Origin of the sequence: Serratia sp. BFP-2025, assembly GCF_050880365.1 — a bacterium.
GTDB classification, from domain to species: domain Bacteria; phylum Pseudomonadota; class Gammaproteobacteria; order Enterobacterales; family Enterobacteriaceae; genus Serratia; species Serratia surfactantfaciens.
This window is the reverse complement of the sequence record NZ_JBPAFV010000008.1, coordinates 1-19,981: the sequence shown is the minus strand read 5'-3', so window position 1 is coordinate 19,981 and position 19,981 is coordinate 1. Positions and strand designations below refer to the sequence as shown.

15 protein-coding genes, 4 tRNA genes and 1 other RNA gene are annotated in these 19,981 nt (G+C 53.9%); 2 read left to right on the top strand and 18 right to left on the bottom strand.

The features are described from left to right. Position 1: 1 nt before the first annotated feature. The 16 genes from ACRAWE_RS24075 to ACRAWE_RS24000 form a co-directional block, all read right to left on the bottom strand. A complete protein-coding gene (locus ACRAWE_RS24075; protein WP_063917919.1) occupies positions 2–466 on the bottom strand; it encodes a hypothetical protein in 465 nt (154 codons plus the stop codon). Further along, positions 466–912: a GNAT family N-acetyltransferase gene (locus ACRAWE_RS24070; protein WP_063917920.1), complete on the bottom strand. Its 447-nt coding sequence runs from the start codon at positions 910–912 to the stop codon at positions 466–468. Before ACRAWE_RS24070 ends, ACRAWE_RS24075 begins: the two co-directional genes overlap by 1 nt. A gap of 168 nt (positions 913–1,080) precedes the next feature. Next, entirely contained in the window at positions 1,081–5,304 is a 4,224-nt protein-coding gene (rpoC, locus tag ACRAWE_RS24065) for a DNA-directed RNA polymerase subunit beta' (protein WP_019456442.1), read from the bottom strand. A 118-nt stretch (positions 5,305–5,422) separates the two neighbouring features. After that, complete coding sequence (gene rpoB, locus ACRAWE_RS24060) at positions 5,423–9,451, bottom strand: DNA-directed RNA polymerase subunit beta (protein ID WP_004929900.1); 4,029 nt, start codon at positions 9,449–9,451, stop codon at positions 5,423–5,425. 332 nt (positions 9,452–9,783) lie between these two features. Next, entirely contained in the window at positions 9,784–10,149 is a 366-nt protein-coding gene (gene rplL, locus ACRAWE_RS24055; protein WP_004929903.1) for a 50S ribosomal protein L7/L12, read from the bottom strand. A gap of 63 nt (positions 10,150–10,212) precedes the next feature. Then, entirely contained in the window at positions 10,213–10,710 is a 498-nt protein-coding gene (gene rplJ, locus ACRAWE_RS24050) for a 50S ribosomal protein L10 (protein WP_004929905.1), read from the bottom strand. 337 nt (positions 10,711–11,047) lie between these two features. Next, positions 11,048–11,752 carry a 50S ribosomal protein L1 gene (gene rplA, locus ACRAWE_RS24045; protein WP_019456443.1) on the bottom strand — a complete coding sequence of 235 codons (705 nt, stop codon included), beginning with the start codon at positions 11,750–11,752 and terminating at the stop codon, positions 11,048–11,050. Positions 11,753–11,755: 3 nt separating this feature from the next. Next, positions 11,756–12,184: a 50S ribosomal protein L11 gene (gene rplK / locus ACRAWE_RS24040; protein ID WP_004929911.1), complete on the bottom strand. Its 429-nt coding sequence runs from the start codon at positions 12,182–12,184 to the stop codon at positions 11,756–11,758. A 165-nt stretch (positions 12,185–12,349) separates the two neighbouring features. Beyond that, the gene (nusG, locus tag ACRAWE_RS24035; RefSeq protein ID WP_004929914.1) at positions 12,350–12,895 is read right to left on the bottom strand and encodes a transcription termination/antitermination protein NusG; all 546 of its coding nucleotides are present in this window, start codon (positions 12,893–12,895) and stop codon (positions 12,350–12,352) included. 1 nt (position 12,896) lies between these two features. Beyond that, the gene (gene secE / locus ACRAWE_RS24030; protein WP_004929916.1) at positions 12,897–13,280 is read right to left on the bottom strand and encodes a preprotein translocase subunit SecE; all 384 of its coding nucleotides are present in this window, start codon (positions 13,278–13,280) and stop codon (positions 12,897–12,899) included. 260 nt (positions 13,281–13,540) lie between these two features. Continuing rightward, positions 13,541–14,725, bottom strand: a complete 1,185-nt coding sequence (gene tuf / locus ACRAWE_RS24025) for an elongation factor Tu (RefSeq protein ID WP_015376315.1) — start codon at positions 14,723–14,725, stop codon at positions 13,541–13,543. A 109-nt stretch (positions 14,726–14,834) separates the two neighbouring features. Continuing rightward, positions 14,835–14,910: transfer RNA gene (locus ACRAWE_RS24020), tRNA-Thr, on the bottom strand. A gap of 6 nt (positions 14,911–14,916) precedes the next feature. After that, positions 14,917–14,991 (bottom strand) — tRNA-Gly (locus ACRAWE_RS24015). A 36-nt stretch (positions 14,992–15,027) separates the two neighbouring features. Continuing rightward, positions 15,028–15,143, bottom strand: a non-coding RNA gene (locus tag ACRAWE_RS24010) — RtT sRNA. Positions 15,144–15,189: 46 nt separating this feature from the next. Continuing rightward, positions 15,190–15,274 (bottom strand) — tRNA-Tyr (locus ACRAWE_RS24005). A 25-nt stretch (positions 15,275–15,299) separates the two neighbouring features. Further along, positions 15,300–15,375: transfer RNA gene (locus tag ACRAWE_RS24000), tRNA-Thr, on the bottom strand. Positions 15,376–15,770: 395 nt separating this feature from the next. Between ACRAWE_RS24000 and ACRAWE_RS23995 the strand changes: the two genes are divergently transcribed. Both ACRAWE_RS23995 and coaA read left to right on the top strand, forming a co-directional pair. Further along, positions 15,771–16,319: a GNAT family N-acetyltransferase gene (locus tag ACRAWE_RS23995; RefSeq protein WP_019456505.1), complete on the top strand. Its 549-nt coding sequence runs from the start codon at positions 15,771–15,773 to the stop codon at positions 16,317–16,319. Positions 16,320–16,538: 219 nt separating this feature from the next. Continuing rightward, positions 16,539–17,489 carry a type I pantothenate kinase gene (gene coaA, locus ACRAWE_RS23990; RefSeq protein WP_025160419.1) on the top strand — a complete coding sequence of 317 codons (951 nt, stop codon included), beginning with the start codon at positions 16,539–16,541 and terminating at the stop codon, positions 17,487–17,489. A gap of 48 nt (positions 17,490–17,537) precedes the next feature. Here coaA and birA read toward each other — a convergent pair whose 3' ends face one another. Next, entirely contained in the window at positions 17,538–18,500 is a 963-nt protein-coding gene (birA, locus tag ACRAWE_RS23985) for a bifunctional biotin--[acetyl-CoA-carboxylase] ligase/biotin operon repressor BirA (RefSeq protein WP_019456481.1), read from the bottom strand. Then, positions 18,497–19,534 carry a UDP-N-acetylmuramate dehydrogenase gene (gene murB / locus ACRAWE_RS23980; protein WP_198637391.1) on the bottom strand — a complete coding sequence of 346 codons (1,038 nt, stop codon included), beginning with the start codon at positions 19,532–19,534 and terminating at the stop codon, positions 18,497–18,499. Before murB ends, birA begins: the two co-directional genes overlap by 4 nt. Between the last annotated feature and the right edge of the window lie 447 nt (positions 19,535–19,981).

The following is a 19,981-nucleotide window of genomic DNA, read 5'->3' as shown; positions in this document are numbered from 1 at the left end:
CTTACTTAATCTCCAACCGTTTGACCTGCCAGACGGTTTTCGCATTCACGTCCAGATTATTCAACTCGGCATATTGATCGCGCGGATAGATAATGGCGAACGGTCCCAGCTCCCCAACGTCGATCGGCTTACCGCCGCGCTGATAGGCGACGATCACGCGATATTTAATCATCTCGTCAATCGGCATTGAGTAGGAATAATCGTCCCAGGCGAAAGCACGCACCGCCTGACCTTGCAGATGATAGGCTTTCACCAGCTCCGCAAACTCAACGCCGGTGAACGTATCTTCCGGGGTGAAATTGGTCGAGGTTTTGATCGTGTGCGGCGGCATCGCCTCCAGCATCTGCCGGGTTATCTTGATCTTCTCGCCATCGAGCGGTTTCAGGTAAAAATAGTCAACCGCCGCATACAGCGGCGCGCAGAACAGCGAAAACAGCAGCAGCGTCATCAATCCTTTGATTTTCATTATTCACCCTCTTTGCGTTTCACCAGTTCGGCCTGGCCGAATTCATCCAGCCCGACCACGACCCAGCCATGATGTTGATAAAAGCCTTCGGCCCTGGAGCCCGGATCGGTGGTTAAGTGGATCGCCTCGGCGCCGTGCTCAAACATCCAGGCGGTGACTCGCGCCAACAAGGCGGAGCCGATCCCCAGCGATTGGTATTCCGGCTTCACGAACAGGCCGCCGATCAGCGGTTCGGGGATGAACAGCCCGAATCCCACGCCGGCATAGTCATCGCCATGCTTGCAGATCCAGCCGCCGCCCTGATTGATGTCCTCCAGCGCCTGTTTGCGCTGCAGATACTGAATCTGATGCGGATGCAGCAGGTTTTCTTCGACGGAAAAACGGATTTCATACAGGTAAGGCAGGTGTTGCGCCGTCAGTTTTTCGAAGGTGAGGAGGCTGTCCATGTTTCGCACTGTCCTTGGTTGTCAGATAAAAAGCGCAGGTCAATTCTGCTGTAACCATAGTAGCAAAGTTTGTCATAACCCGATGCGAGGCGAAAAAAAACCGCCCCCGAAGGAGCGGTTTATCTGGCGATGGGGCCCGGCATGCCGGGCCCGCGGCGCGGATGACGATTACTCGTCGTCGCTGCCGCCCAGGCCTGCATTGAGCAGTTCGGCCAGGTTAGCCGTCGCTTCTTCCGCGCTGACTTGCGGAACAACCGGCGTTTCACCCTGAGCACGACGACGCATGCGGTCCTGATGATAAGCGTAACCGGTACCGGCTGGGATCAGACGGCCCACGATGACGTTCTCTTTCAGGCCACGCAGTTCATCACGCTTGCCGGCTACGGCAGCTTCGGTCAGAACGCGCGTCGTTTCCTGGAACGATGCAGCGGAGATGAAGGACTCGGTCGCCAAGGATGCCTTGGTGATACCCAGCAGATCGCGCGAGAAGGTTGCCGCGATTTTACCTTCAGCTTCCAGCTGACGGTTGGCAATCTTGACGCGAGACACTTCAGCCTGCTCGCCTTCCAGGAACTCGGAGCCACCAGCGCTAACGATAGTGCCTTTACGCAGCATCTGACGAACGATAACTTCGATGTGCTTATCGTTAATCTTAACGCCTTGCAGACGGTAAACTTCCTGCACTTCGTTGGTGATGTAGCGGGTAACCGCATGCACGCCACGCAGACGCAGAATGTCGTGCGGAGACTCTGGGCCGTCGGATACGACGTCGCCACGTTCCACCACTTCGCCTTCGAACACGTTGAGCTGACGCCATTTCGGAATCATCTCTTCGTAAGCGTCGCTGCCGTCCAGCGGAGAGATCACCAGGCGACGTTTGCCTTTGGTCTCTTTACCGAACGAGATAATCCCGCTGATTTCAGCCAGGATTGCCGGCTCTTTCGGACGACGTGCTTCGAACAGGTCGGCAACGCGCGGCAGACCACCGGTAATATCCTTGGTACCGCCGGATTCCTGAGGAATACGCGCCAGGGTATCACCCGCACCGATCTGAATGCCGTCTTCCAGCTGAACGATCGCTTTGCCCGGCAGGAAGTATTGAGCAGGCATATCAGTACCTGGGATCAATACGTCTTCGCCCTGAGCGTCAACGATTTTCAGTGCCGGACGCAGGTCTTTACCGCTACCGGTACGCTCTGCGCTGTCCAGAACTACCAGAGAAGACAAACCGGTCAGTTCGTCGGTCTGGCGAGTAATGGTCTGGCCGTCAACCATGTCTGCGAAGCGAATGAAGCCGCTGACTTCACTGATGACCGGCATGGTGTGCGGATCCCAGTTAGCAACGGTTTCGCCGCCGTTAACTTCTTCACCGTCGCCTTTGCCCATCACGGCGCCGTAAGGCACCTTGTAGCTTTCTTTGGTACGGCCGAATTCGTCGATCAGTTTCAGTTCGGTGTTACGCGAGGTGATTACCAGCTTGCCTGCGGCGTTCATAACGAACTTCGCGTTGCTCAGCTTCAGGCTACCCTTGTTTTTCACCTGGATGCTGGATTCAGCAGCCGCACGAGATGCCGCACCACCGATGTGGAACGTACGCATCGTCAGCTGTGTACCCGGCTCACCGATGGACTGTGCCGCGATAACGCCGATGGCTTCACCTTTGTTGATGATGTGGCCACGTGCCAGGTCGCGACCGTAGCAGTTTGCACACACACCAAAGTCGGTTTCACAGCTCACCACGGAACGGACTTTAACGCTGTCGACAGAGTTCTCTTCCAACAGGTCACACGCCTTCTCGTTCAGCAGGGTGTTGCGTGGCACCAGAATGTCCGCCGTACCCGGCTTGAGGACGTCTTCTGCCGTCACACGGCCCAGAACGCGTTCACGCAGCGGCTCTTTCACGTCGCCACCTTCGATAACCGGAGTCATCAGGATGCCGTCGTGGGTGCCACAGTCGTCTTCGGTCACCACCAGATCCTGCGCCACGTCAACCAGACGACGGGTCAGATAACCGGAGTTCGCGGTTTTCAGTGCGGTATCCGCCAGACCTTTACGAGCACCGTGGGTGGAGATGAAGTACTGGAGTACGTTCAGACCTTCACGGAAGTTCGCGGTGATTGGCGTTTCGATGATGGAGCCGTCCGGCTTCGCCATCAGACCACGCATACCGGCCAGCTGACGAATCTGAGCGGCGGAACCACGCGCACCGGAGTCGGCCATCATAAAGATGCTGTTGAAGGAAACTTGCTGTTCCACTTCGCCGTCACGGTTAACCACGTCTTCAACCGACAGGTTTTCCATCATCGCTTTCGCAACGCGTTCGTTCGCTGCAGCCCAGATATCGATCACTTTGTTGTAGCGTTCGCCGGCGGTAACCAGACCAGACTGGAACTGCTCCTGGATCTCGGCAACTTCGGTTTCCGCTTCTTCGATGATCTCCGCTTTCTTGGCCGGGATAACCATGTCGTCGATACCTACGGAAGCGCCGGAACGGGCTGCGTAAGCAAAACCGGTGTACATGATCTGGTCAGCAAAGATAACGGTCGGCTTCAGGCCCAGGATGCGGTAACAGGTGTTCAGCATCTTGGAGATCGCTTTCTTGCCCAAAGGCTGGTTAACGATCGCGTACGGCAGACCTTTCGGTACGATCATCCACAGGATGGCGCGGCCGATGGTGGTGTCGATGATGCTGGTCTGAGAGGTCCATTCGCCTTCGGCGTTCTTGACGTCTTCGGTGATACGCACTTTAACGCGCGCATGCAGAGACGCCAGGCCGGCGCGGTAAACACGCTCAGCTTCTTTGGAACCGTTCAGCACCATGCCTTCGCCTTTGGCGTTAACACAGTCGCGGGTCATGTAGTACAGACCCAGTACAACGTCCTGAGAAGGAACGATGATTGGCTCGCCGTTCGCTGGGGACAGGATGTTGTTGGTGGACATCATCAGCGCACGCGCTTCCAGCTGGGCTTCCAGCGTCAGCGGTACGTGAACGGCCATCTGGTCACCATCGAAGTCGGCGTTATAGGCCGCACAAACCAGCGGGTGCAGCTGGATCGCTTTACCTTCGATCAGAACCGGTTCAAACGCCTGGATACCCAAACGGTGCAGGGTTGGTGCACGGTTCAGCAGTACCGGGTGTTCGCGGATCACTTCGTCCAGGATATCCCAAACGACGGCTTCTTCACGCTCAACCATTTTCTTGGCGGCTTTGATGGTGGTGGCCAGGCCACGCAGCTCCAACTTGCCGTAGATGAACGGTTTGAACAGCTCCAGCGCCATCTTCTTAGGCAGACCGCACTGATGCAGACGCAGGTATGGACCTACGGTGATTACGGAACGGCCGGAGTAGTCAACGCGTTTACCGAGCAGGTTCTGACGGAAACGACCCTGCTTACCTTTGATCATGTCGGCCAAAGATTTCAGAGGACGTTTGTTGGAACCGGTGATCGCACGACCGCGACGGCCGTTATCCAGCAGGGCATCTACCGCTTCTTGCAGCATACGCTTTTCGTTGCGCACGATGATGTCAGGCGCAGCCAGATCCAGCAGGCGTTTCAGACGGTTGTTACGGTTGATCACGCGGCGATACAGATCGTTCAGATCCGACGTCGCGAAACGGCCGCCATCCAGCGGAACCAGAGGACGCAGATCCGGCGGCAGTACCGGCAGCACGGTCAGGATCATCCACTCCGGCTTGTTACCGGACTGTACGAACGCTTCCAGCAGCTTGATACGCTTGGTCAGCTTCTTGCGCTTGGTTTCGGAGTTGGTTTCGTTCAGCTCTTCACGCAGCTGCTCGCACTCGGCTTCCAGATCCATGTTTTTCAACAGGGCCTGAATAGCTTCCGCACCCATCTTGGCGTCGAATTCGTCACCGAACTCTTCCAGCGCGTCCAGATACTGCTCTTCGGTCAGGATCTGACGACGCTCGAGGTTGGTCATACCGCCTTCGACCACCACATAGGATTCGAAGTACAGTACGCGTTCGATGTCACGCAGCGGCATATCCAGCAGCAAACCGATGCGGGATGGCAGCGATTTCAGGAACCAGATGTGCGCGGTCGGCGAAGCCAGCTCGATGTGGCCCATGCGCTCACGGCGCACTTTGGTCTGGGTCACTTCAACGCCGCACTTCTCACAGATCACGCCGCGGTGTTTCAAGCGCTTGTACTTACCGCACAGGCACTCGTAATCTTTTACCGGCCCGAAGATACGGGCACAGAAAAGGCCGTCACGTTCAGGTTTGAACGTACGGTAGTTAATGGTTTCCGGCTTCTTAACTTCACCGAACGACCACGAACGGATCATGTCTGGCGAGGCCAGAGCAATCTTGATCGCATCAAACTCTTCGGTCTTAGTTTGCGCTTTCAGAAACTTCAATAAGTCTTTCACGGATTGGCTCCTGTCGGAGTTAAACCTGTTGGGTACCCACAACCGCAGTAGGTACCCGTGTGACCTGAACAACCACCCTCAGGCTCCCTTAGGCGGGGAGCCTGAGCCGGCATGACGATTACTCGTCTTCCAGTTCGATGTTGATGCCGAGCGAGCGGATTTCTTTCAACAGTACGTTGAAGGATTCCGGCATGCCTGGCTCCATCCGGTGATCGCCATCCACGATGTTTTTGTACATCTTGGTACGGCCGTTAACGTCATCCGACTTAACGGTGAGCATTTCCTGCAGGGTATAAGCCGCGCCGTATGCTTCCAGTGCCCACACTTCCATCTCACCGAAGCGTTGACCACCGAACTGCGCCTTACCACCCAGAGGTTGCTGAGTAACCAAGCTGTAAGAACCGGTTGAACGGGCGTGCATTTTATCGTCAACCAAGTGGTTCAGTTTCAGCATGTACATATAGCCGACAGTAACCTGGCGCTCGAATTGCTCACCGGTACGGCCATCGAACAGCGTGATCTGACCGGAGGTCGGGATTCCGCCCATTTCCAGCAGCTTCTTGATTTCAGTCTCTTTCGCACCGTCAAACACCGGCGTTGCGATCGGCATACCTTTTTTCAGGTTCTCTGCCAGACGCAGCACTTCGTCGTCACTGAAGGTGTTCAGGTCAACTTTCTGGCAAACGTCGTCGCCCAGATCGTAGGCCTTCTGGATGAACTCACGCAGCTTGGCCACTTCCTGCTGCTGCTTCAGCATCTGGTTGATCTTCTCACCAATGCCTTTCGCAGCCATACCCAGGTGGGTTTCCAGGATCTGACCGATGTTCATACGTGATGGTACGCCCAGCGGGTTCAGTACGATGTCTACCGGCGTGCCGTTTTCATCGTAAGGCATATCTTCGATCGGGTTGATCTTGGAGATAACACCCTTGTTACCGTGGCGGCCCGCCATCTTGTCACCCGGTTGGATCTGACGTTTAACGGCCAGATAAACCTTGACGATTTTCAGCACGCCCGGCGCCAGATCGTCGCCCTGAGTGATCTTACGACGCTTGGCTTCCAGCTTCTTCTCGAAGTCGGATTTCAGTTCGTCGTACTGCTCAGCCAGCTGCTCCAGCTGGTTTTGCTTCTCTTCGTCGGTCAGGCCCAGTTCCAGCCAGCGATCGCGCGGCAGTTTGCTCAGCTTGTCGGCTTCGATGCCACCGGCAACCAGCACCGCGTGGATACGTGCGAACAGGCCGGCTTCCAGGATCTGCAGTTCTTCAGTCAGGTCTTTCTTCGCCTGCTTCAGCTGCATCTCTTCGATTTCCAACGCGCGCTTGTCTTTTTCCACGCCATCGCGGGTGAAGACCTGCACGTCGATAACCGTACCGGAAACGCCGTTCGGCACACGCAGAGAAGAGTCTTTAACGTCAGACGCTTTCTCACCGAAGATCGCACGCAGCAGTTTCTCTTCCGGCGTCAGCTGGGTTTCGCCTTTAGGCGTTACCTTACCGACCAGAATGTCGCCGCCAGTCACTTCAGCACCGATATACACGATACCGGATTCATCCAGTTTGGAGAGCGCAGCTTCACCCACGTTAGGGATGTCGGCAGTGATCTCTTCAGGCCCCAGCTTGGTGTCGCGAGACACGCACGCCAGTTCCTGGATGTGGATGGTGGTGAAGCGATCTTCCTGCACCACGCGCTCGGAGACCAAGATGGAGTCTTCGAAGTTGTAGCCGTTCCAAGGCATGAACGCTACGCGCATGTTCTGGCCCAGTGCCAGTTCGCCCAGGTCTGTCGATGGGCCATCCGCCAGCACGTCGCCGCGCTCGATTGGCTCACCCAGATTCACACACGGCATCTGGTTGATGCAGGTGTTCTGGTTAGAACGGGTGTACTTGGTCAGGTTGTAAATATCGATACCTGCTTCGCCCGGGTACATCTCGTCTTCGTTAACTTTGATAACGATACGGGAAGCATCCACGTACTGGATCACACCGCCGCGTTTGGCAACGGCGGTTACGCCGGAGTCAACCGCTACAGCGCGTTCCATACCGGTACCGACCAGCGGCTTGTCAGCGCGCAGGGTTGGTACGGCCTGACGTTGCATGTTCGCACCCATCAATGCACGGTTGGCGTCATCGTGTTCCAGGAATGGAATCAGTGAGGCACCAACGGAAACAACCTGTTGGGTGGATACGTCCATGTAGTCAACCTGGTCGCGGCTGAACAGGCTTGATTCGCCTTTGCTACGACAGGTGACCAGGTCTTCTACGAAGCGGCCTTCTTCATCCAGGTTGGAGTTCGCCTGGGCGATAACGAAGTTGCCTTCTTCAATAGCAGACAGGTAGTTGATTTCATCGGTCACCACGCCGTCACGCACGCGGCGGTACGGGGTTTCCAGGAAGCCATACTCGTTAGTCTGTGCGTACACGGACAGGGAGTTGATCAGACCGATGTTTGGACCTTCCGGCGTTTCGATTGGGCACACGCGGCCGTAGTGGGTCGGGTGTACGTCTCGAACTTCAAAGCCGGCGCGCTCACGGGTCAGACCGCCCGGGCCCAGTGCGGAGATACGACGCTTGTGCGTGATCTCGGACAACGGGTTGTTCTGGTCCATGAACTGGGACAGCTGGCTGGATCCGAAGAACTCTTTCACCGCCGCCGAAATCGGCTTGGCGTTGATCATGTCCTGAGGCATCAGGGTATCCAGATCGCCCAGAGACAGGCGCTCTTTCACCGCACGCTCAACACGCACCAGACCTACGCGGAACTGGTTCTCGGCCATTTCGCCGACGGAGCGGATACGACGGTTGCCCAAGTGGTCGATATCGTCCACTTCGCCCTTGCCGTTACGGATATCGATGAGCTTCTTCATCACTTCGATGATGTCGTCTTTGCTCAGGATGCCCGAACCTTCGATCTCGTCGCGCAGCAGAGAACGGTTGAACTTCATACGGCCAACCGCGGACAGATCGTAGCGGTCTTCGGAGAAGAACAGGTTCTCGAACAGGCTTTCGGCAGCTTCGCGCGTTGGCGGCTCACCAGGACGCATCATGCGGTAGATTTCTACCAGCGAGCTCAGACGATCGTTGGTCGGATCGACACGCAGCGTTTCAGAGATGTACGCGCCGTGGTCCAGATCGTTGGTGAACAGCGTTTCGATGCGCTTGTGGCCAGACTGGCTCAGCTTGGCCAGCAGATCCAGCGACAGCTCCATGTTGGCTGCGCAGATCAGTTCGCCGGTATTGGTATCGATATAGTCTTTCGCGACCACTTTGCCCGCGATGTACTCTACCGGTACTTCAATGCTCTGAATGTCGTCTTTTTCCAGCTGACGGATATGACGAGCGGTGATGCGACGGCCTTTCTCTACGTAGATCTTGCCGTTGGCTTCGATATCGAACGAAGCGGTCTCACCACGCAGGCGCTCAGGCACCAGCTCCATCTGCAGCTTGTTGTCGCGGATTTCGAAGACGATCTTGTCAAAGAACAGGTCGAGGATCTGTTCAGTGGTGTAGTTCAGCGCGCGCAGAATGATGGTCGCAGGCAGTTTGCGGCGACGGTCAATACGCACGAACAGGTTGTCTTTCGGATCGAACTCGAAGTCCAACCATGAACCGCGGTAAGGGATGATGCGTGCGTTGTACAGCACTTTACCCGAGGAGTGGGTTTTACCCTTATCGCTGTCGAAGAATACGCCAGGACTACGGTGCAACTGAGATACGATAACCCTCTCAGTACCGTTGATCACAAAGGTGCCGTTTTCGGTCATGAGCGGAATTTCGCCCATGTAGACTTCTTGTTCCTTGATGTCTTTGACCGTACCTTCAGGCGCTTCGCGCTCATAGATAACCAGGCGCAGTTTTACGCGCAGCGGTGCAGAGAACGTCACACCACGGATCTGGCACTCTTTGACGTCGAAGACCGGCTCACCAAGACGGTAGCTAACGTATTGCAGCTCCGAATTGCCACTGTAGCTCTGGATAGGGAAAACAGAACGGAATGCGGCTTCAAGGCCGTACTGCCCTTCTGGATCTTGCTCGATAAACTTCTGGAACGAGTCAAGCTGGATAGAAAGGAGATATGGTATGTCCAGCACTTGTGGACGTTTACCAAAATCCTTACGAATACGTTTTTTCTCGGTATAGGAGTAAACCATAGGGTTCCTCAGCTCGCTGATCAGTGACCCAATCTGTCCGTCCGATTAGGGACAGTTCATGCAACACCGTTTTGTCGACCGGAAAGCGGGAACACTTTCCGCAATGTCTCTTGCTATCACGCTTAAACCATTTCATCGCGCCTTCCCCCAGAACTCCTGGTAGTGCAAAGACCGCGGTATATTAAGTCGTCAATAGAAACAAACATTGGGAGGCGAAACCAGCAGCCAAACAGTGTGAAACGCTACTGGCGCCCTACAGCGCAAAAAGGCTGGTGACTAAAAAGTCACCAGCCATCAGCCTAAAAGACTAGGCTGCAACCGGAAAGGTTGGCTTATTTAACTTCAACTTCTGCGCCAGCTTCTTCCAGAGATTTTTTCAGAGCTTCTGCGTCATCTTTGCTCACGCCTTCTTTCAGAGCGGCTGGAGCAGATTCAACCAGGTCTTTAGCTTCTTTCAGACCCAGGCCGGTAGCGCCACGTACTGCTTTGATAACAGCAACTTTGTTAGCGCCTGCAGCTTTCAGGATAACGTCGAATTCAGTTTTCTCTTCAGCAGCTTCAGCTGGGCCAGCAGCTACAGCTACAGCAGCAGCAGCAGAAACGCCGAATTTTTCTTCCATAGCGGAAACCAGTTCAACAACGTCCATTACGGACATAGCGGCAACTGCTTCCAGGATTTGGTCTTTAGTGATAGACATAACAATTGTTCCTAAAATTCAGAAATAGTTTAAATACGTTAGCAAAGGCTAAGAAAGAGGGGCTTACGCCGCTTCTTTCTGATCGCGTACTGCAGCCAGAGTGCGAACCAGTTTGCCGGCAGCGGCTTCTTTCATGGTTGCCATCAGGCGTGCGATCGCTTCTTCGTAAGTTGGCAGCGTCGCCAGGCGGTCGATTTGCGCCGCTGGGATCAGCTCACCTTCAAAGGCCGCAGCTTTAACCTCGAATTTTGCATTCGCTTTCGCGAACTCTTTGAACAGACGAGCAGCAGCGCCCGGGTGTTCGTGAGAGAATGCAATCAAGGTTGGACCGACAAACGTGTCTTTCAGGCATTCGAATGGAGTGCCTTCAACTACGCGACGCATCAGGGTGTTGCGAACAACACGCATGTAAACGCCAGCTTCACGACCTGCTTTACGCAGTTCAGTCATTTTATCTACGGTAACGCCGCGGGAATCCGCAACAACCGCAGACAGCGCGCCTTTGGCTACTTCGCTGACTTCAGCAACAATCGCTTGTTTGTCTTGAAGATTTAATGCCATTAGCTTTTTGCTCCTGGATTAGCCGGGGAAAATCCCCGGAACTCACTTCACTCGGCGCTTTGTAAAACGCCACGCCGAGCGGCTTAACACGGTGAGCAGAATCCAGCAAAGACATTCTTTTATAAAAAAGAAAAATTTTCTTAGGCTCTGTCACCGTCTACGCAGGAAGGATTAAGTATCTTGCGATACACCTGCGGTCTTGGACGGAGGCCTGGATAGGCCAGGCTCCAACCGAAAAATCTTTGTTTTGCTTACGGCATCGCCAATAGCAAAACCTTGGGGCATAAGATTCTAGACAAATCTCGGCCCCAAGTCAAAGCGATAATCGCAAGTGCGATTAGTTCGCTGCAGCAGACAGACCGCTCTGATCGATAGCAACGCCAGCACCCATGGTGGTGGAGAGGCTAACTTTCTTGATGTACATGCCTTTCGCCTGAGAAGGTTTTGCTTTTTTCAGCGCAACCAGCAGGGCTTCCAGGTTTTCTTTCAGTTTGTCTGCGTCGAAATCAACCTTACCGATAGTGGTATGGATGATGCCGTTTTTGTCGTTACGGTAGCGAACCTGACCTGCTTTAGCGTTTTTCACAGCTTCAGCAACGTTCGGAGTAACGGTACCCACTTTCGGGTTTGGCATCAGGCCGCGTGGACCCAGGATCTGGCCCAGTTGACCGACAACGCGCATTGCATCCGGAGAAGCAATAACAACGTCGAAGTTCATTTCGCCTTTCTTGATCTGGTCAGCCAGATCGTCCATACCTACCAGCTCTGCGCCAGCAGCTTTCGCTGCTTCAGCGTTAGCGCCTTGGGCAAATACGGCAACGCGAACGGAACGACCGGTGCCGTGTGGCAGAACGGTAGCGCCACGAACGTTTTGGTCAGATTTACGAGCGTCGATGCCGAGGTTCACGGCAACGTCAACGCTTTCTACGAATTTAGCGGTGGCCAGCTCTTTCAGCAGAGCAACAGCTTCAGTGATGTCATACTGTTTAGTAGCATCAACTTTGTCACGGATCACGCGCATGCGCTTGGTCAGCTTAGCCATCTCTTAATCCTCCACTACCAGGCCCATGGAACGAGCGGTACCTTCGATGGAGCGAGTCATCGCTTCAACGTCAGAACCAGTCATGTCCGCAGCTTTGGTTTCTGCGATTTCACGTACCTGAGCACGGGTCACTTTACCTACTTTGTCTTTGTTCGGCTTACCGGAACCAGACTTGATACCAGCCGCTTTTTTCAGCAGTACTGCTGCTGGCGGGGTTTTGGTAACGAAAGTGAAGGAGCGATCAGAATAAACGGTAATAACAACCGGAATCGGCAGACCTTTTTCAATGCTGTCAGTCTTAGCATTGAACGCCTTACAGAATTCCATGATGTTAACGCCTTGCTGACCCAGAGCTGGACCAACTGGCGGGCTCGGGTTAGCCATACCAGCTGCAACTTGCAGCTTAACGTAGGCTTGTACTTTCTTGGCCATTTAAATTTCCTCGGTTTGGGTAGTATCGCCTCGTGAGAGGCTCCCCGTGTTTAACCTCGCCGAACAAACGTCAGGCAAGGCATCTAAAAACAAAAGGCGCGAAATTGTAGTTCAATTTCGCGCCTTTGACAAGCGGCAACGGACCGCTTACTGCTGATTATTCGATCAGCCTTTTTCAACCTGGCTGAAGTCCAGTTCCACCGGCGTTGCACGGCCGAAGATGGAAACGGAAACTTTCAGGCGGCTCTTCTCGTAATCGACTTCTTCGACCACGCCGTTGAAATCGGCAAACGGGCCGTCGTTGACGCGCACCAGCTCGCCCGGCTCGAACAGCGTTTTCGGACGCGGCTTGTCACCAACCTGCTGCAGGCGGTTCATGATCGCATCAACTTCTTTATCGCTGATCGGCGCAGGACGGTCAGAAGTACCGCCGATGAACCCCATGACGCGCGGTACGCTGCGCACCAGGTGCCAGCTGGCGTCATTCATTACCATTTGCACCAGCACATAGCCAGGGAAGAACTTACGCTCGCTCTTGCGACGCTGGCCGCCACGGATTTCAACCACTTCTTCCGTAGGCACCATCACTTCGCCGAACAGCTCTTCCATATCGTGCAGTTTGATGTGTTCACGCAGCGATTGCGCTACGCGACCTTCAAAACCGGAAAACGCCTGAACGACGTACCAACGTTTTTTTGGAGCTTCAGACATTTTAGAACCTCAGGCCAGTAATAAACGACACCAGACGGACCAGAATACCATCCAGCCCCCACAGAATCAGTGACATCACGGCGGTTACCGCGGCAACGATCAACGTGGTGTGTAGCGTTTCCTGACGAGTTGGCCAAATCACTTTACGTACTTCGGTACGCGCTTCGCGGGCAAACGCAACGGTGGCTTTGCCTTTGGTGGTCATCAGAGCCACTGCACCAGCAACGGCGATGATCAGCACAACTGCCAGCGCGCGCAATGGCAGGCTTAAATCACGGTAGTAATAGTTACCGACAATAGCCACAACCAACAGAACGGCGACGATCAGCCACTTTGCCGCTTCCAGGCCGCGTCCGCTCCCTTGAGCCTCGGTATTCGCACTCATAAACCAACCTGTCACAATGATGATTCAGAACAAACAACTTTGCCTCGCATTGCGAGGCAAACCAAACCGATCGGATACCGCACTAGCGATATCCCGGTGTTTTACGCTATGACGTATTTCAGTCAATACGGTTTAAGAGCCCATCTCACCAATGATTATGACTGCAAAATCGCTGATGAGATAGGTTCTAGTTCACAGCGTAGAAAAAGGGCATCAAATGATGCCCTTTTACCGCGTGTCGCGTCAAACTTTATCAGCGATTAAGCGATAACTTTGGCAACAACACCAGCGCCAACGGTACGGCCGCCTTCACGGATTGCGAAACGCAGACCGTCGTCCATCGCGATTGGGTGAATCAGGGTTACAACCATGTTCACGTTGTCGCCTGGCATTACCATCTCTACGCCTTCTGGCAGTTCGATGGTACCGGTCACGTCAGTAGTACGGAAGTAGAACTGTGGACGGTAGCCTTTGAAGAATGGAGTGTGACGACCACCTTCATCTTTGCTCAGGATGTACACTTCAGATTCGAACTGGGTGTGCGGCTTGATAGAGCCTGGCTTAGCCAGTACCTGACCACGTTCGATTTCTTCACGTTTGATACCACGCAGCAGAACGCCTACGTTCTCACCAGCACGGCCTTCGTCCAGCAGTTTGCGGAACATTTCAACGCCAGTACAGGTAGACTTAACGGTGTCTTTGATACCAACGATTTCAACTTCTTCGCCAACTTTGATGATACCGCGCTCAACACGACCGGTAACAACGGTACCACGACCGGAGATGGAGAATACGTCTTCGATTGGCAGCAGGAACGGCTTGTCGATTGCACGCTCTGGCTCTGGGATGTAGCTGTCCAGGGCTTCGGCCAGTTCGATGATTTTCGCTTCCCACTCAGCTTCGCCTTCCAGCGCTTTCAGCGCGGAACCGCGGATTACTGGCAGGTCGTCGCCTGGGAAGTCGTAAGCGGACAGCAGTTCGCGAACTTCCATTTCTACCAGTTCCAGCAGCTCTTCATCATCAACCATGTCGCATTTGTTCATGAATACGATGATGAAAGGAACGCCAACCTGACGACCCAGCAGGATGTGCTCACGGGTCTGAGGCATTGGGCCGTCAGTCGCAGCTACTACCAGGATCGCGCCGTCCATCTGAGCAGCACCGGTGATCATGTTTTTCACGTAGTCGGCGTGCCCTGGGCAGTCAACGTGCGCGTAGTGACGAGTCGGGGTGTCATACTCAACGTGAGAGGTGTTGATGGTGATACCACGAGCTTTTTCTTCTGGTGCGTTATCGATCTGGTCGAAAGCACGTGCAGAACCGCCGTAGGTTTTAGCCAGTACGGTGGTGATCGCTGCAGTCAGGGTAGTTTTACCGTGGTCAACGTGGCCGATAGTACCGACGTTAACGTGCGGTTTTGTACGTTCAAACTTTTCTTTAGACATCGATTGTCCCTCTAAGACACGGATAAATCGGTGGTATCACCACATCAACCAAGCATTTGCTCGTTGAATCCAGAACAGAAAGAAAATCAGGGGGCGAGAAATTAAGAAGTGGTGCTGATAGGCAGATTCGAACTGCCGACCTCACCCTTACCAAGGGTGCGCTCTACCAACTGAGCTATATCAGCACATCTTGGAGCGGGCAGTGGGAATCGAACCCACATCATCAGCTTGGAAGGCTGAGGTAATAGCCATTATACGATGCCCGCATCCTGGAACTCGGCTACCTGATTTTTCTGTAGAATTTTGGGATGGAGCAGGATTGTTCATCACTCGGCTCGCATCCTTCGGGCCGGCTGCGCCTTGCGCTGCACAGCTCGAACCTTGACGAAGGCTTTCGCCTTCTCCTCCCGCCATCAACCGCTGCGGTATTTATCGCATCTCAGTTAATCGCCGAAGGCAAGATTTGGTGGTGGGGGAAGGATTCGAACCTTCGAAGTCTGTGACGGCAGATTTACAGTCTGCTCCCTTTGGCCGCTCGGGAACCCCACCAGATTTTAACTACTTGTGACTTGAATGGTGCCGGCTACCGGAATCGAACTGGTGACCTACTGATTACAAGTCAGTTGCTCTACCTACTGAGCTAAGCCGGCATCAAGTGCAGCGCATTCTAGGTAGAGCGGGCGACCTATGCAACAAAAAAATTGCTTTACGCGCACTTTCGCTCACAAATCAGTCAATTTTGCATGCTGTCATGCAATTCGCAGCCTGCAGCGTGCAAACATTCATCACCCGCAGCAATCATTCTCTACAATTTTATCCACTTTTGGCAAGCCTTGAGCGCCCCTTTCTCCGTGTCGGGCTTCTCATAACGCTTAACCCACAGCGGTAAACTGTGAGCGGGATCGATGCACCAAAAAGAAGATAGCTGCCCCGTGGTGCGGCATGGACTACATTTATTCCTCGCCCTTTCGCCGGCGTCATACCTTTCGCCGCTCTGGCGCAGTTATTGCTTATCTTCATTACCCCCATCCTGGAGGAATGACCGATGAAAATAGTGCCTGTCAACGCCGCTACGCTCCCAATTTACCGCGACGAGTTGGCCCACCTGTTGACCGATGCCATCACGCACGGCGCTTCGGTGGGCTACGATACCTTAATCCCCCATGAAGATGCCGAAAGTTACTTCCACAGTCTTCGTCCTGCTCTGGCTAAGGGTGAACGGCTGTTGTGGATTGCGCGCGATGAGCGCGGCGTCGTTGGCACCGTGCAACTCGAGCTTTGTCAGAAGCCGAACGGCCGCAATCGTGCGGAGGTGGTGAAGCTGCTGGTTCACAGCCGAGCTCGTCGCAACGGCGTCGGCCAGGCGCTGATGAAGACGCTGGAGCAAGCGGCATTGCAACAGCGGCGCGGGCTCCTGTACCTGGATACGCAGACAGGTTCGGCGGCGGAGGCGCTTTACCGCAGCCTAGGCTATCGCTGTCTGGGAGAAATACCGGATTATGCAGCCGGGCCCGATGGCTATTACCACCCGACCATCATTTATTACAAACGTCTGTTCATCGTGACCCCCTCTTCGCGCGCTATTGCCAGCTAGCCTCGAGGCGGTATCCTGACTCAATGATGCCGCCTTGCAACCCCGCTTTATCAACTGCGCGCCGCTTCGCACAATTGACATAAACTGCTGCCTATCGACAACTTTTGCGAAAAAAGTCTACGCCAAAAACGAAGCTGTCTATAATATGCAGCTTGTTTATTCTCTGGAGTTGGCGTCCGGCGCCTTTCCCAACCTGCGTTAACAGGCAGAATTTGGCTTATGATAAAAAGAGATCAATCTTTAGCAACGCCTTACCTACAGTTCGATCGTGCCCAGTGGGCTGCGTTGCGAGATTCGGTGCCGCTGACGTTGTCGGAAGAAGAGATCGTTAAACTGAAAGGGATTAACGAAGATCTCTCGTTGGAAGAAGTTGCGCAGATTTATCTGCCGCTGTCACGACTGTTGAACTTCTATATCAGTTCCAACCTGCGTAGGCAGGCGGTGCTGGAGCAATTCCTCGGCACTGACGGGCAAAAAATTCCTTATGTCATCGGCATCGCCGGCAGCGTAGCCGTCGGCAAGAGCACGACCGCGCGTCTGTTGCAGGCCCTGCTGAGCCGCTGGCCGGAACACCGCAGCGTTGAGCTGATCACTACCGACGGTTTCTTGCATCCTAACAAGGTGCTGAACGAACGCGGTTTGATGAAGAAAAAAGGCTTCCCGCAGTCCTACGATATGCATAGCCTGGTGAAGTTTGTGTCGGAAGTAAAATCCGGCGCCAAACGCGTCACCGCCCCGGTTTATTCCCATTTGATCTATGACGTAGTCCCCGAAGGCAATAAAGTCATCGAGCAGCCGGACATTCTTATTCTGGAAGGGCTTAACGTATTGCAAAGCGGTATGGATTATCCTCACGATCCGCATCGCGTATTCGTTTCCGATTTTGTCGACTTCTCTATATATGTCGATGCGCCGGAGACGCTATTGCAAAGCTGGTATATCAATCGTTTCCTGAAATTCCGTCAGGGCGCATTTTCCAATCCTGATTCTTATTTCCATAACTATTCAAAATTGCCTGAGCCGGAAGCGATTAATATTGCCACGCAATTATGGAATGAAATTAACGGATTGAATTTACAGCAGAACATACTGCCTACCCGCGAACGCGCGAGCCTGATTATGACCAAAAGCGCCAACCATGCCGTTGAAAGCGTGCGCTTAAGAAAATAAACCAACCGATCTAACAAGGGGGCGTTATCGCCCCCTTGTTTTACTTCACTATTCCGCGCTGCGCAGCGATATTTCCCCGCCGATAAAGGGTTTGATTTCCCCATCCTGCTCCAGCAAAAGCGCACCTTGTGAGTCGATACCCCGGGCGATACCCACAATCTGCCGCTCACCGATCAGCAGTTTGACCGGTCTATCGATAAAATTATCCAGAGCGCGCCAGCGGCCAATGAATGGCGCCAGTCCATCTATCTCAAACTGCTTTAACGACTGCCGCAGTTCATTGAGCAGAGTGGCGGTCAACTCATTACGATCGATGTTAATGCCGGCCTCTTGCAGGTTGATCCATCCCTGATTTATTCCGCCGGCATTGGTATCACGCATCGCCAGATTGATGCCGGCGCCAATAACCAGTTGGGCCGCATCGCCGGTTTTCCCCGTCAATTCAACCAGGATCCCCGCCAGTTTACGATCGTTCAGGTAAAGATCGTTGGGCCACTTCACGCGTACGTCTGCCGCACCGAGACGCTGCAGAACTTCTGCCATCACCATACCGATCACCAGGCTGAGCCCCATCGCTGCGGCCGGGCCTTGTTCCAATCGCCAAAACATCGACAGATACAAATTGGCACCGAATGGCGAGATCCACTGACGCCCACGACGCCCTCGCCCCGCCTGTTGATATTCAGCCACGCAGGCATCGCCCGAGTTCAATTCGGCAATGCGATCCAACAAATATTGGTTGGTGGAATCAACGACTGGCAACACGCTCACGCGCTTGTCTTCCAGCAGACTGAGAATGCGTTCGGCTTCCAGCAGCTGAATGGCGCCAGGAAGGCTGTAGCCTTTGCCTGGTACGGTAAAGACATCCAGTCCCCACTCGCGAATGGTCTGGATATGCTTATTAATTGCGGCACGGCTCATGCCCAATGACTCACCGAGGTGTTCTCCGGAATGGAACTCGCCGTCGGCCAGCAGTGCAATCAGCTTTAATGGGACCTTGGTATCTTTCATGACAGCACCGCCACAGCATTCAGCTCACCGGTCGCGCCAATAAAGCGCACCTCAGGTTCCAGCCACACGCCAAATTTATCGGCCACCGTTTTGCGTACATGGCGCGCCAGCGCCACCACATCCTGACTGTGCGCATTGTCGAGGTTCACCAGCACCAGCGCCTGCTGGCGGTGTACCGCTGCGCCACCGATACGATATCCCTTCAGTTCGCACTGATCGATCAACCAACCGGCAGCCAGCTTCACCTGGTCCCCCTGCTGCGGATAATGCGGCATGCCGGGGTATTGCGCGATGAGTTCAGCGGCTTTCCCCGCGTTTACCAGCGGATTCTTGAAAAAGCTGCCGGCGTTGCCGGTTTCACGCGGGTCTGGCAACTTACTGCGGCGCATCGCGCATACGGATTCAAATACCTGAAGCGGTGTCACCGTGGCGGGATCCAGTTTGGTCAGATCGCCATAACTCAGTTTGGGTTGCCATTGCTTGCTCAGACGCAGACCGAGTCCGACAATGACATACCCGGTTTGGAAACGGTGTTTGAAAATGCTTTCCCGATAGCCGAAACCACAATCGGCTGCCGGAATGCGATCGATGGCGCCGGTGGAGAAATCCAGTAGATCGACATACTCACAGACATCTTTCAATTCGACACCGTAGGCGCCGATGTTCTGGATAGGGGCGGAGCCGGCCAAGCCGGGAATCAACGCCAGGTTCTCCAACCCGCAGATGCCTGCCTGGAGCGTATATTGCACCAGATCGTGCCAATTCTCACCGGAACTGACGTGGAGATACCAGGCGCCATTATCTTCCCGAACATCGATGCCCTTTAGCTGATTAACCATCACCGTGCCCGCAAAATCTTCCAGGAACAGCACGTTGCTACCTTCACCGAGAATCAGCAGCGGCTCCTGACGCTTGCGCGTTTGTTGCCAAACTTTGAGCATCAGCTCAATTCTATCGGCCATGATCAGGTGCGCTGCGTTGACCGGGAGCGCAAAAGTATTGTGGTTTTTTAAAGACGCGCTTTCAGTAGACATAACGTTCAGTACTCATCCGGAAATAATCTGTTGCCTAGTCTACTCGATTCGAGGCGTCTGGCTAATATTTGTTTTAATTAACGTGAAATTTATCGAGGAATGCGCGGAAGAATTAAGACTTATCTTTGATATAACAGGAAAACTCTTATCTACATGTTCATAAATAGACATTTTTATTATTTAAATAATAATCTGGAGCTATCAATTATATATTGAGCTGAAAATTTACCTCATCAAAAACATTATGCATGCTTATGAGAGAATGGACATGCGCCCGAAATTGGCATTTTTATAAACAATAAAGACAGTCATGACATTATTTTACGCATAGCAAAAAGCCCTGAACGTCAGTTCAGGGCTTTCGGCTTTGTTTGATGCCTGGCAGTGTCCTACTCTCGCATGGGGAGACCCCACACTACCATCGGCGCTACGGCGTTTCACTTCTGA

Excerpts from the sequence above, each read along its gene's own strand:
- ACRAWE_RS23995 (WP_019456505.1), top strand. The coding sequence starts at position 15,771 with ATGAAAATAGTGCCTGTCAACGCCGCTACGCTCCCAATTTACCGCGAC.
- rplJ (WP_004929905.1), bottom strand. The coding sequence starts at position 10,710 with ATGGCATTAAATCTTCAAGACAAACAAGCGATTGTTGCTGAAGTCAGC.
- rplL (WP_004929903.1), bottom strand. The coding sequence starts at position 10,149 with ATGTCTATCACTAAAGACCAAATCCTGGAAGCAGTTGCCGCTATGTCC.
- secE (WP_004929916.1), bottom strand. The coding sequence starts at position 13,280 with ATGAGTGCGAATACCGAGGCTCAAGGGAGCGGACGCGGCCTGGAAGCG.
- rplK (WP_004929911.1), bottom strand. The coding sequence starts at position 12,184 with ATGGCCAAGAAAGTACAAGCCTACGTTAAGCTGCAAGTTGCAGCTGGT.
- murB (WP_198637391.1), bottom strand. The coding sequence starts at position 19,534 with ATGTCTACTGAAAGCGCGTCTTTAAAAAACCACAATACTTTTGCGCTC.
- rpoB (WP_004929900.1), bottom strand. The coding sequence starts at position 9,451 with ATGGTTTACTCCTATACCGAGAAAAAACGTATTCGTAAGGATTTTGGT.
- ACRAWE_RS24070 (WP_063917920.1), bottom strand. The coding sequence starts at position 912 with ATGGACAGCCTCCTCACCTTCGAAAAACTGACGGCGCAACACCTGCCT.
- ACRAWE_RS24075 (WP_063917919.1), bottom strand. The coding sequence starts at position 466 with ATGAAAATCAAAGGATTGATGACGCTGCTGCTGTTTTCGCTGTTCTGC.
- birA (WP_019456481.1), bottom strand. The coding sequence starts at position 18,500 with ATGAAAGATACCAAGGTCCCATTAAAGCTGATTGCACTGCTGGCCGAC.
- nusG (WP_004929914.1), bottom strand. The coding sequence starts at position 12,895 with ATGTCTGAAGCTCCAAAAAAACGTTGGTACGTCGTTCAGGCGTTTTCC.
- tuf (WP_015376315.1), bottom strand. The coding sequence starts at position 14,725 with ATGTCTAAAGAAAAGTTTGAACGTACAAAACCGCACGTTAACGTCGGT.
- rplA (WP_019456443.1), bottom strand. The coding sequence starts at position 11,752 with ATGGCTAAGCTGACCAAGCGCATGCGCGTGATCCGTGACAAAGTTGAT.
- coaA (WP_025160419.1), top strand. The coding sequence starts at position 16,539 with ATGATAAAAAGAGATCAATCTTTAGCAACGCCTTACCTACAGTTCGAT.